Annotated in this window: 10 protein-coding genes and 2 tRNA genes; 1 reads left to right on the forward strand and 11 read right to left on the reverse strand. The window is 33.3% G+C overall.

Annotated elements, in window-relative coordinates:
* Positions 1-47: 47 nt before the first annotated feature.
* The 7 genes from ACSYSW_RS04210 to ACSYSW_RS04240 form a co-directional block, all read right to left on the reverse strand.
* Positions 48-2,207: a carbon starvation CstA family protein gene (locus ACSYSW_RS04210; protein ID WP_491704550.1), complete on the reverse strand. Its 2,160-nt coding sequence runs from the start codon at positions 2,205-2,207 to the stop codon at positions 48-50.
* Between the two features lie 293 nt (positions 2,208-2,500).
* A complete protein-coding gene (gene btsR / locus ACSYSW_RS04215; protein WP_491704549.1) occupies positions 2,501-3,217 on the reverse strand; it encodes a two-component system response regulator BtsR in 717 nt (238 codons plus the stop codon).
* Positions 3,211-4,905, reverse strand: coding sequence for a LytS/YhcK type 5TM receptor domain-containing protein (locus ACSYSW_RS04220; RefSeq protein ID WP_491704548.1), 1,695 nt, complete (start codon positions 4,903-4,905; stop codon positions 3,211-3,213). Before ACSYSW_RS04220 ends, btsR begins: the two co-directional genes overlap by 7 nt.
* 269 nt (positions 4,906-5,174) lie before the next feature.
* Positions 5,175-5,251: transfer RNA gene (locus tag ACSYSW_RS04225), tRNA-Arg, on the reverse strand.
* A gap of 150 nt (positions 5,252-5,401) precedes the next feature.
* On the reverse strand, positions 5,402-7,429 hold the full coding sequence (gene rep, locus ACSYSW_RS04230; protein ID WP_491704547.1) for a DNA helicase Rep: 2,028 nt from the start codon (positions 7,427-7,429) through the stop codon (positions 5,402-5,404).
* Positions 7,430-7,488: 59 nt separating this feature from the next.
* Complete coding sequence (gene dusA / locus ACSYSW_RS04235) at positions 7,489-8,460, reverse strand: tRNA dihydrouridine(20/20a) synthase DusA (RefSeq protein ID WP_491704546.1); 972 nt, start codon at positions 8,458-8,460, stop codon at positions 7,489-7,491.
* A 337-nt stretch (positions 8,461-8,797) separates the two neighbouring features.
* A complete protein-coding gene (locus tag ACSYSW_RS04240; RefSeq protein ID WP_491704545.1) occupies positions 8,798-9,556 on the reverse strand; it encodes an MlaA family lipoprotein in 759 nt (252 codons plus the stop codon).
* 142 nt (positions 9,557-9,698) lie between these two features.
* On the opposite strand from ACSYSW_RS04240, the gene ACSYSW_RS04245 reads away from it, so the two are divergent.
* Positions 9,699-9,770 (forward strand) — tRNA-Arg (locus tag ACSYSW_RS04245).
* Between the two features lie 178 nt (positions 9,771-9,948).
* Here ACSYSW_RS04245 and ACSYSW_RS04250 read toward each other — a convergent pair.
* The 4 genes from ACSYSW_RS04250 to surE all read right to left on the reverse strand — a co-directional run bounded on the left by ACSYSW_RS04250 (position 9,949) and on the right by surE (position 13,428).
* The gene (locus ACSYSW_RS04250; RefSeq protein ID WP_491704544.1) at positions 9,949-10,254 is read right to left on the reverse strand and encodes a DUF6694 family lipoprotein; all 306 of its coding nucleotides are present in this window, start codon (positions 10,252-10,254) and stop codon (positions 9,949-9,951) included.
* A 320-nt stretch (positions 10,255-10,574) separates the two neighbouring features.
* A complete protein-coding gene (locus ACSYSW_RS04255; protein ID WP_491704543.1) occupies positions 10,575-10,856 on the reverse strand; it encodes a DUF6694 family lipoprotein in 282 nt (93 codons plus the stop codon).
* A 147-nt stretch (positions 10,857-11,003) separates the two neighbouring features.
* A complete protein-coding gene (gene pssA / locus ACSYSW_RS04260) occupies positions 11,004-12,359 on the reverse strand; it encodes a CDP-diacylglycerol--serine O-phosphatidyltransferase (protein ID WP_491704542.1) in 1,356 nt (451 codons plus the stop codon).
* Between the two features lie 268 nt (positions 12,360-12,627).
* A complete protein-coding gene (gene surE / locus ACSYSW_RS04265) occupies positions 12,628-13,428 on the reverse strand; it encodes a 5'/3'-nucleotidase SurE (protein WP_491704541.1) in 801 nt (266 codons plus the stop codon).
* Positions 13,429-13,436: the final 8 nt, after the last annotated feature.

Here is a 13,436-nt window from a genome sequence, read left to right on the forward strand (position 1 = left end):
ATTAATGATAACTAATGTTAATAAAGAATTATAATTCGTTTTATTTATTAATGACCTGAAACAGTTTTCACACCACCTTCAGGAACTGGAACATAAGGTGTTTCTTGATCAGTTCGTTCTGGTTTTTTGCTGGCTTTATAAGCAACGCGAATACCGTAGAAAATGATACTGTAAACAACAACCAAGAATAAAATACTTAATCCAGCATTAGTATAGTTATTAATGACAATATGATGCATATTACTGATAGCTTGTGTATTAAGTTCAGCGCCCGCACTCATTTCAGTAATTTTACTGTTGTAGTGATTAGCCATATAGAAGAAACCTTCTAATGATGGATCTTGACTAAAGAGTTTTAATCCTATCGCGCAGGTTGTACAAATGAGTAACCAAACAGCAGGGATAAGTGGCACCCAAATATATCTTGAACGTTTCATTTTAATTAGAATAACTGTCGAAAGTATTAACGCAACAGCGGCTAACATTTGGTTTGAAATACCAAAGAGTGGCCATAAACTTTTTACTCCGCCTAATGGATCGACAACCCCTTGATATAATAGATAGCCCCATAATCCAACACAACCTAGTGTGCCGATAATACCCGCAACAATAGAGTCGGTTTTCTTCAAAAATGGCACAAAGTTACCTAATAGATCTTGTAGCATGAATCGACCAGAGCGAGTACCTGCATCTAATGCAGTTAAAATAAATAACGCTTCAAATAAAATACCAAAATGATACCAGAATCCCATATTAGCTGCAGGTATAATTTGATGGAATACATGAGCAATACCAACAGCTAGCGTTGGCGCACCGCCAGCACGATTAAGAATTGAAGGTTCACCTATGTCTTTTGCTGTTTGTAATATTTCCTCAGGTGAAATCACAAATCCCCAAGAGCTAATTTTTGCAGCAGCAACAGAACTTGCTTCTTTAAGCGCGCCAAGAATCTCTGGTGCATTAGTTTCATTTAAATCGTGAAGATTTGGCATAACAATGCCCAATCCAGCGGGTGGCGTGTTCATTGCAAAATAAAGTCCTGGTTCAATAATTGAAGCAGCAACTAACGCCATTACGGCTACAAACGATTCCATTAACATCGCACCATAACCAATAAAACGAGCATCCTTTTCATTAGCAAGCAATTTAGGTGTCGTTCCAGAAGAAATTAAAGCATGAAAACCAGAAACGGCCCCACACGCAATGGTAATGAATAAAAACGGAAATAGTGTTCCTTTCCAAACAGGACCAGAACCATCAACAAATTGAGTAATGGCTGGCATTTTTAAATCCGGATTAAGAATCACAATACCAACAGCAAGCCCAACAATGACCCCAATTTTTAGAAATGTCGCTAAATAATCACGTGGCGCTAAAATTAACCATACAGGCAACATTGATGAAATAATTGAATAGATAATTATCGTATAAGTAATAGTTGTATCTTTAAAAGTTAATGCCGGTCCCCAGTATGGATCATGAGCAATCACGCCACCAAACCAGATCGATAAAATAAGTAATACAATACCTATTACCGAAACCTCTGCAACTCGACCTGGGCGGAGATATCGCATATAGATACCCATAAAAAGTGCGATAGGTACTGTCGAACAAACAGTAAATACGCCCCATGGGCTTTCTGCTAATGCTTTTACAACAATCAGGGCAAGAACAGCTAAAATAATTAACATGATCAAGAAACAACCAAACAAGGCTATGGTTCCAGGTATAACCCCCATCTCTTTTTTAATCATTTCGCCTAATGAAGCCCCATTACGACGGCTTGAGAAGAATAAAACCATAAAATCTTGAACTGCACCAGCAAAAACTACCCCTGCGAGTAGCCATAAAACCCCGGGTAAATAACCAACTTGTGCAGCGAGTACTGGACCCACTAATGGACCGGCACCGGCAATAGCCGCAAAATGATGTCCAAAAAGAATATTTTTATTCGTTGGAACAAAATTTAAGCCATCATTATTCGTTACTGCTGGTGTTGCTCGAGTAGGATCGAGTCCTAATACTTTATTCGATATATATAAACTATAATATCTATAAGCAATCAAATAGACTGACACTGACGCAGCAATAATCCATAATGCACTAATATGTTCGCCACGCCGCAGAGCGACTACAGCCAAACAACACGCTCCAATAATGGATAATATTATCCAAGGAATGTGTTTGAGAGTTTTTTTATTAAACATCTTTTTTCCTCATTAAAAACGTTTTATTTTCAATCAGTTTAGTAGTTAAGATTGATGAAATCACCATAACTACTTTAATAACAGCGTCATACTATCTTTACCAATAAGGCAAAGATATTTAAAATTAGGTGACTGGTTGAATTTTAATGTTGAGTGGTTAATAACTAAATATGAGCGGTTTAAGTCTATTTGACTTGGATGATCACTTGATGTTGTTCACTTAAGCTGTATATTACGAAATTAAACAAACTGTCTTTATTACTGATAATTAATTTAACAACATAATGATAAAATTATATATCTAATAATGTTTTCAAAATTTTTAGATAACGCCGGCTAACGGGCGTTGCTGCGCCATTAGTTAAAATAATTTCAGTTTGTCCTTCTTTACTAAAATTAATCTCTTTTAGCTGTTTCATATTAACCAAATATTGACGATGGCATCGAACCAAAGAGGTTCGTTGTTCCAATGTATTTAGGGTTAGTTCTGAAAAATATTCGGTATTATTCTGAGTAAATACAGAAACGCCGGTAATTTTTGAACAAACATAATAAATTTCATCGGCATTTAATAAATATATTCGGCTATGACCAACACAAGGAACATATTTAAATAATTCGCTAGAGACTAAATTTGTAATATTTTGTGGCGAATGATGCAAATGTAATCGTTGTAATGTTTTATTTAAACGAGCAGGATCAATTGGTTTCATTAAATAATCAAATGCCTGCTCTTCAAATGCAGTCAAGGCATATTCATCATAGGCTGTAACAAAAACCACATGCGGTAAGTATTTTGGATCTATCATACTTAACATTTCAATACCATTAATGCGTGGCATTTGGATATCTAAAAAAATGACATCAGGATGTAAACGGTGTATTGCACTGATGCCTTCAATAGCGTTACTCGCTTCCGTCAACACTTTTATATTTTCATCTTTTTCAAGTAATGTACGTAAATTTTCACGAGCTAATGGCTCATCATCAATAATTATTACATTTAGCATAATTCAGTCCAACTAAGCGGTAAGGTCAAACGAATACGTGTATAGTGCGATGGCTTACACACCACATTCATACCATAATCTTCACCGTAACAAACTTGAATTCGTTTATGTACTAAACTCATTCCTAATCCTTGTTCATCTTTTTTATCTTCTTGGTATAATCCAGCATTATCTTCAACATCAATAAATAAATTATTGTTTTTATGATGAACATTGATCATTATTTTTCCTGTTTCTAATAAGTTAGCAATGCCATGTTTTACTGCATTTTCAACCAAAGGTTGTAAAGAAAAAGCAGGGAGTTTTGCTAGTAAATATTGTTGTGGTACATTGATTTCTACTAGCAAATTGTCCATAAAGCGTGCTTTTTCAATTTGTAAATAGGCGTCAATATGCTCTAATTCATCTTTTAATGTGACAACTTTATCGGGGCGTTTCAAATTTTTTCTAAAAAAAGTTGACATGTTTTGTACTAATTTGCAGGCTTCGAGATCATTTTTTCGAATCACTGCGACTAACGTATTTAGCGCATTAAATAAAAAATGGGGATTCACTTGGGCATGTAATAGTTTGATCTCTGTTTCGGAAAGTAATTGTTTATAGTGTTCATTTTGTCCAGCTAAAATCTGTGCCGAAAGTAAACTTGCGATGCCTTCTCCTAAAGTTCGATTCATTGAACTGAATAATTTATTTTTCGCCTCATACAATTTTATTGTGCCAATAATCGTTTGGTTTTCACCTTTTAATGGAATAACGAGCGTTGAACCCAATCGACAGTTTTTATCAATTGAACATTGATAGGGCGTATTAATTCCATCGACATATTCTACTTCATTATTTTTTATTACTTGCCATGTATGCATAGATGATATCGGGGTTCCAACAATATGGTGATCATCACCAATTCCAATAAAAGCGAGCAATTTTTCTCTATCTGTAATCGCAACGGCACTCAACTCTAACTCATGATAAATAATATCAGCAACTTTCATGCTATTTTCAGCATTGAAACCTTGCCGAAGTATTCCTTCTGTACTTGCTGCAATTTTTAATGCGCGGGACGAAAATGCAGTGGTATATTTCTCAAACATCGCTCGTCTGTCAAGCAGTATTCGCATGAACATAGCAGCACCAATACTGTTAGCGAGAATCATAGGCGCTGCAATATTATGTACTAAATTGAGGGCTTCAGAATAAGGCTTAGCAATTAAAATGATAAGTATCATTTGTAAACATTCAACTATTGCCACAATTGTGGCTACAGTAATTGGGTTATATAATTGATCGATTCGTCCTTTACGAAGTAATTGTGCATTTATTATTCCCCCGACAAGTCCAGCAAGAATCGTTGATAACATACAACTTTCAGCCGTCATTCCGCCTAAAAAATAACGATGTATGCCGCCTGTTATTCCAACTAATAAGCCAACTAGAGGACCGCCAAGTAACCCACCCAAAACAGCGCCGATGGCTCTTGTATTTGCAATCGAGTCTTGAATATCTAAACTTAAATAAGTCCCCATAATACAAAAAGAGGAAAAGGTAAAAAAACATAACAACTTATGAGGTCTATGTAGGTTGGTTTGCATTAATGGAATAAACAATGGAGTTTTACTTAGTAAATAAGCAATCACTAAATAAATACACATTTGTTGTAAGAGTTGAAAAATTAAACTAAGTTCATGCATGATTCAAACAACTATAACTAATAATAAGTTTTCTTTAATTGCCTGTTTCGATAATATCGCTGCAGTATTTTAGCTAATCGAGTAAGGCTGTTGTCATGTTTTCATCGTAAATAGGGTTGCCGATTATGAAAAAAATTAAATTTGTTTTTATAATAATACTAAAGTGTTCGTGCTAATCATTTTCTTAATCGTAAAGAATCGATGCAAAATATCAAGGGTTGAGCATTTACACTTAATTCCCTTGGTGACAACCTCATCAAAGTGTTTTATGGCGTCCCCTACAGGATTCGAACCTGTGACCTACGGCTTAGAAGGCCGTTGCTCTATCCAGCTGAGCTAAGGAGACATTGAAGATTTTTTGAATTAACGGGCGTTATTATATAAAGCTATTTAGATCCGTCAATCGATTTTGTAATTTCTGCATGAGTTTTATCAAAATATCATCAAAAATTAAACTGAATTGGAAATAAATAGCCATTTTGCCAAAATCAAAGTCCTAATTATGGTTAGTTCGAGAATTAGCGACAAGCGCTTTTAATTTTGCCAAGTGATTTTGATCTTGCTGTAATTTCTTTTCGGCTGATAATTGTTTTTTACTATCTTGCCATATCAAATCGTCCTGTGGTAATTCTAACAAAAAGCGACTTGGCTCAACAGTTAAGGTCTCGCCATATTGTTTACGTTGGCGACTAAAGCTAAAGGTTAATTCTTGCTGAGCACGTGTGATGCCCACATAAGCTAATCTTCTTTCTTCTTCGATATTATCATCATCGATACTATTTTGATGGGGGAGTAGACCTTCAGATACACCAATTAAATAAACAAAAGGAAATTCTAATCCTTTAGAAGCATGAAGTGTCATTAATTGGACTTCTTCACTTTCTTCTTCAAAATCATTACGATCTAGCATATCACGTAACGTCAATCTAGCAACGGCTTGTTCTAACGTCATCGGCTCCTCAAGATCATTACCACTTAACATCTCTTGTAACCAATCAATAAATTGAAAGACGTTACGCATGCGCATTTCACCAGCTTTAGGTGAGGTGGATGTTTCATAAATCCAACTCTCGTAATGGATATCGTGTAATAGCGTTTCTATCGTTTCAACAGGATAAGTAGACATGTGTTGTCTAAGATTCTCAAACCATTGAATAAAGGTCGCTAGTGATTCTATGCGTTTACCGCTAAAGAGAAGCGTTACTCCCATATCACAACTAGCTTGATAAAGGCTGATTCCTTTTTCCCTTGCTAAGTCTCCTAATTTTTGTACCGTCGCTGGACCTATGTCCCTTTTTGGCGTATTGATGATACGAATAAACGCATTATCATCATCAGGATTTGTTAATAAGCGCAAATAGGCCATTAAATCTTTAATTTCAATGCGCGAAAAAAACGAGGTACCTCCAGAAATGCGATAGGGGATGCGATACTGCATTAGCATTTTTTCAATTAATCTGGATTGATGATTTCCTCGGTATAAAATAGCATATTGTCCATAGTGATTATTATTCGCAAATCGATGCCCCATCAAGTGTTCGACGACTTTACTTGCTTCATGCTCTTCATCATTGGCGGAAATTATGTTGACTTGTTCACCATAATCGAGATTTGAAAATAATTTTTTACTAAAAATATGAGGGTTATTTTCAATCAGAATATTGGCAATTTTTAAAATTCTGCCTGACGATCGGTAATTTTGTTCAAGTTTAATGACTTCGAGATGGGTAAAGTCCTGTTGGAGTAAGACTAAATTTTGTGGGCGAGCACCACGCCAAGAATAGATGGACTGATCATCATCACCGACTACAGTAAATTTAGCGCGATCACCGACGAGTAGTTTTATAAATTCATATTGGCTTGTATTGGTATCTTGATATTCATCTACTAATAAATAACGAACCTTATTTTGCCATTTTTCGCGAACTTGTTGATTTTGTTTTAATAATAAGGTTGGCAATAAAATTAAATCATCAAAATCTAATATGCTACATGCTTTTAATTGCTTTTCATAAAGTTCGTAGCAATAAGCAAATAATTTTTCTTTTTCTGTTTGTGCACGCGCTAAGGCGGTAGTTGCATCAATAATATCGTTTTTCCAATTTGATATAGTTATGCGTAATTGATTAAGGAGATCTTTATCACCTTCAAGCCATTCTTCAGTCAGATCTTTTAATAAAGCAATTTGATCATGATCATCAAATAATGAAAAATTAGCATTAATACCAAGATGTTTATATTCTTGACGAACAATATCTAATCCTAAAGTATGGAAGGTTGAAATTTTTAGTCCACGTGTTTCTTGTTTTGATAAGGATTGGCTAATTCGTTCTTTCATTTCACGAGCGGCTTTATTAGTAAAAGTTACAGCAAAAATATGTCGTGGTAAATATTCTTTTACGCGAATAAGATAGGCAATTTTATTAATAATTACCCGAGTTTTACCTGAACCTGCGCCCGCTAAAACTAAGCATGGTCCCGATACATATTCCACCGCTTGTTGTTGACTAGAATTTAAACGCATTAATGAGCCTTTTATGTTTAAATTAAAACACTTTTATAAAACGAACATTACAAATGAACTTATTCAGATATAAAGGATAACGCTTGCTCAACAACCTTTATGCCTGCATCTTTTTTATGTGCATTCTCACTGAGATGCCGGCGATATTGCCTTGCACCTTTCATACCATTAAATAAACCTAGTGTGTGTCGCATAATATGATTTAGTTGTGCGCCTTGTCTTAGTTGCTTTTCAATATAAGGATATAACGCCATAATAATTTGCTTCGCTGTTAAAATCTCTTGATCTCTATTAAATATTTGTTTATCGATTTCTGTTAATAACATCGGATTTTGATATGCTTCTCGACCAATCATTACCCCATCGACATGATTAAGATGCTGTTTTATTGCTTCTAGCGTTTTAATACCGCCATTAATGGCAATCGTTAAATGAGGATAATCACGTTTTAACTGGTAAACGCGTTCGTAGTTAAGAGGTGGAATTTCGCGATTTTCTTTTGGGCTTAATCCTGATAACCACGCTTTACGTGCATGAACAATAAAAGTTGAGGTATAAGGCATAACTGTCTCAATAAATTGACATAAAAATTCATAGCTATCTAAATCATCAATGCCAATACGTGTTTTAACGGTGACGGGAATTGTAACAACGGCTTGCATCGCCTCGATACAATTTGCAACTAAATGCATTTTATTCATTAAGCATGCGCCAAACATCCCGTTTTGAACGCGGTCAGACGGGCAGCCCACATTTAAATTAATTTCATTATAACCGCGCGCTTGCGCTAATTTTGCGCATTTAGCAAGCGCATCAGGATCACTGCCACCTAGTTGTAAACTAATTGGTTGCTCTTCATCATTAAACGCTAAATAATCCCCTTTACCATATAAAATAGCACCTGTTGTGACCATTTCAGTATAAAGGAGTGTTTGTTTGGTTAATAAACGATAAAAGTAGCGACAATGTTTATCAGTCCAATCGAGCATAGGGGCGACTGAAACGGTGTTTAAATTATTAGCCATTAACATTCCAATATTTATCTCAGTTTTATCATATATTTTAAAATCGTAATTTTTGAATTTTTTGTTTATTTTACTTTATTGAAATAATATAAAAGATCTCAAGTAATAAATAAAATAAGTTAAGATTTTAAAAATGCGCCATTATATCATAGACAAATAAAGAAATAGGCGAAGAGGTGAAAAGAAGATTGAATAATTAACAAACATTTGTTTTTATGATTAAAATCTAAAATTTTTTAGAGGAGTAGATAAAATGAAGAGAGAATTATTTGTCTTGCTGTTTTTATTAGCTATTCATAATCACAAATTAAATCGTGATTATGAATAGTAAAAAATAAAGCGATTAGAGCGAATCTATATCATCAATAATGCCATTAATCGCTTCTTGTCGTTGTTTTTGTTTATTTTCATCAACTTTACCGTCATTAGCTAAAAAATCATGACGTTGGAAGTAAGCATTACGCATAAAATTATAAGGATCATCACTATTTTTAATCAGATCTTCATATTCCATCGCAACAGCACGCATTTCAATACCATCAAATATACCGCGAATTAATGTGCCTTCAAAACCTAACCAATGAAGGGGTGGATATAAAGAATCGACCATTTTTCCTCCGTCCTCTCTAAGTGTTGCTTGCCCATAGAAAGGTAAAACAACATAAGGACCATAAGGCACATCATAATGACCTAAGACGCTACCAAATTCCCGATTAGTGCCTTTTTGTAACTGCGGATCGGCTCGACTAGCGACGTCAATTAAACCACCAAAGCCAAATACGGTATTAAGGAAAAAACGCGCTAGATGAGTACCTGCTCTGTGAACATCACCAACTAAGACATTATTAACCATCGATGCCGGTTCTGAAAGGTTTGATGAAACATTACTAATACCTGTGCGGACTGGCATTGGTACATAATCTTTCCAAAAGACAGCAGTAGGACGTAGAATATAAGGATCTAAAGCGTAATAGTTAAAATCAAACATTACACTATTGAACCCTGATAGGGGATCGCTATAACTATTATCTTTAGAGTCGTAATTTGCGCAACCCGATAATGTCATTAGAGACATAAATATGATGATTATATATTTTTTCATAAATAAAATGATTATTTGTTATAGGTAAGAGTAAAGATGACAAAATTGTAACATGTTTATTATAAAGATAAAGAAGCTAAATATAAAAATTTTCGTTTTTATTTGGCATTATCTATTTAAATTGATTAGAATATCTGCCTACGACCCCATAGTTAAATGGATATAACGAGCCCCTCCTAAGGGCTAATTGCAGGTTCGATTCCTGCTGGGGTCAGATTTTTGCGTGCATATTCAATGCTAGTTATAACTTTCCAATATTTTTTAAGTTCGATGAAATTGTCGATAAAAGCCCTTTTATCAAAAGGGCTTTTGCTGTTCTATTTGCCATTGATTGCTTAACTTTAATATTTATTACATTTATTAAAAATAATTTTAATAAATATGCTAATAAATTATTGTAATAAAGTATCAATTTTATCTTTAGCGGCTTCTTTAATAACCTGAGTAACTGTTTTTCCATTTAGTTTTTCTTTAATCAATTCATCAAGTTTATCTTTATCGCCTTGAGCTTCTGCAGTTATTTGTTTTACGATTTTGTCTATAGCATCTTTAAATTGTTGTTTTTCACTGTCGCTTAGACCATTAGAAAGTTGTTCAACGGAAGTTTTTAGAGATTCAGGAGAAGAAAAATCTAATTTTTTATCACCACAAGCCGCTAATAAAGTTATTGCTAATAAAACAACTAAAAGTTTTTTCATTTTTTATTCCCTCATTGATATAGACTAACTGTGAACTAACTTATTGAAGTTTAATAATATATTTTCATTGTATAAAAAGCAATTAACATTAGTTTATTATTTATCATTTATGATATGAAAAACAAAATAAAGGAAAAAAGAGGATAATTATTAATTGATGGAATTATTATTGGGGAGCTATATTAAATTGTCTTTTTATTATGATTTAAAACTATAGATAAAAAGACAAGATAAATGAAGTTCTTATATAAAAGAGCGATGAATATTTATGATATTTATTTAAAAAAGCATTTAATAATTAATGCAATAAATCTTCATATTTAGTTATTGATTTCATTAATAATTTGGCTAGCTGTTTTACCATCTAATCTTTCTTTGAGTAATTCAAACATTTTAGTTTTATCACCGCCTGCTAAAAATGCAGCTTGCATGGTAATTTTAGTTAAAGCATCACTAAATTGTTCTTTTTCCCTATCATTTAATTCATTACCAATTTTTTGAACGGAAGTTTTAAAAGATTCCGGAGAAGAAACATCCATTTTTTTCTCACCGCAAGCCGTTAATAATGTTATTGCTAATAATATAACTAAAACTTTTTTCATATCTAATTCCTTAATAAATATGGACTAAGTTATCGGAATTTATAATATATTTTAAATATATATAAAGCAAGTAGCATTATTATCGGTTATTATTACTCATTGTTATTTATAATTATTTAACAATAAGATAAATAGAATCATTAAACGTTATAATAAACGTTTAATGATTCTATCAATGCGTATACGGCTTAAGCGCTTAATGAGTCGTTCTACATTTTTTGGATAAAATTGACTAGCTTGAATTTGTTGAAAATGTGTAATTTGCGTAGTATGCGCGCGTATATGTTCTAATTCATTATCAAATTCCGTTTGTAATTGTTGTTTGGGATCATGGATAAGAATGCCATTTTCAAGATCTAAACGCCAGGCTCGAGGATTTAAATTATTTCCGGTAACTAATATCCAATCGTTATCAATCCAAATTCCTTTTAAATGATAACTATGTTCTTCATCTTTCCAAAGACGAATAATAAGTTGATCTTTATCAATATAATTTTGTAACCGTTCAACAAATTTACGCAAATTGATTTCGTAAAGATAGGGTAATCCGCCTGTAATATTAAATGGTTTATCTTCAGGAATATAAAAATCATTAGCTGTTTTATCGCCAATAATAATTTCTATATGTTTACCTTTACGTAATAGGCGAATAATATCGCGTACTAAAATATTCGGTAAATTAAAATAAGGAGTACAGAAAATCGCTTTATGTTGGGTGACATTAATTAGATGATGAATAGTTTTATTAAGAGGATTTCCTTTACCTAACCCAACGAGAGGGGTAACGGATAAAGAATCATGGTTATGATCTTTATTAAATTGATATTCCGCCTCCATTAAATGTTGGCGTAGAATTTTAATATCTTGTTTAATTTGTTTACGTGTCTTTTGTTTCTCGACATCAAGGCGACTTACGGCTTCAAATGGTATAAAATGGTGATTAAGGTAATTGACTAAACTATCGGCAAGTTTAGCATTATGAATCACATGATAACGATCATAACGATATTTATCTAATTTATGTAAATAGACGTTATTAATACTCGCTCCGCTATAAATTACGGTATCGTCGAAAATAGATCCCTTTAAATGTAAAACGCCTAACACTTCGCGTCGATTAACGGGAACGCCATAAAGCGGAATATCGATATCTGGATGTTGTAATTTTAGCTGATAATAATAACTGGCATTATTTAGGTTTTTTTCTTCACCAATGCGACCACGCTGAGCGCGATGCCAATCGATAAAAATTTTAATATCAAGATTTGGATGTAATTTTTTAGCTTCATATAAGGCGTCTAAAATTTCCTTACCCGCTTCATCACGCTCTAAATATAACGCGACAAGATAAATGCGGTTTTGTGCATTTTTGATATTATTCAATAATGATTGATGATAAGCTTTAGCATCTAATAAAATTTGATAATTGTCAGCTGTTTGTTCGATTTTATTTAGTTCATCAAGATATTTTTTGTGATTATATTTTATAAAAGGTATACGCATATTTCTGGTGTTCTATCAACTTACTTGCTCGTTAGCATATCATAATTTTAACAAAAAAATAACTGCTCATAGCGGCTGTAGATTGAGTTCATTAATATCACTAATCAGCATTATTTTATAGATAAAATCTAAAAAATGCATAATCATAATATTGCTACCTAATGTTATATGATTTTTTAAAAATCAATGACAATCAATAGTTACGGATTGTCTTATTCTTTTTATCAGACTATCTATATTTGCTTCTCAGCTTGTCGTATCTTTCTTGCTATTTATTGTTTAGCGGTGATAATTTAAAACACGCATTTTTTAATAGTTCAACGCATTCTAAATTAGTGCGGTTATAACTTAGTGGTGTAACGGCAATATAATTATTGTTAGCTGCTGTTAATTCGGTGTTTTCACCTAAAATATGTTGATTTCGATAGGCGCGAAACCAAAAATAATCGTTTCCTTCGGGATCAGTTATACATTTAACTAAATAATCATCAACATTTGCCTCGCCTTGTTCGGTAATCTTTATCCCTTTAACCTTATCACGCGGGCAGTTAGGAAAATTAATATTAAAACAAATTTGGGACGTTAGCTTAAGGGATAACAATGATTTAATTACGCATAAAGCATAATGCGTTGATGCTTGCCAATTCGTTGGGTCTTTATTTTCAGAAGTAAATTGACTTAATGCCATAGCGGGAATGCCAAGAACAGTTGCCATCATTGCACCACCCACTGTGCCTGATAAAGTTGTTTCAAAACCGACATTTGATCCATTATTGATGCCACTTAAAACTAAATCTGGCAAACAATCTTGCATTAAATATTTAATTGCAACGACAGCACAATCAGCCGGTTTACCATAAACAGCAAATTTACGCTTTTGGCGTTTTTTGACTCTAAAGGGGGATGATAGACTGACTGAACAAGATACGCCACTTTCATCATTGGCAGGGGCAACAATCCAAACTTCATTTGCTAATTGATTTGCAATGAGTTCTAGATGATTCATACCTTCGGCATCAATACCATCATCATTGATAAGAAGAACACGATTAATAATTTTGTCAGACATATTCTTTC

The sequence above is a fragment of the Gilliamella sp. ESL1225 genome (assembly GCF_058502635.1).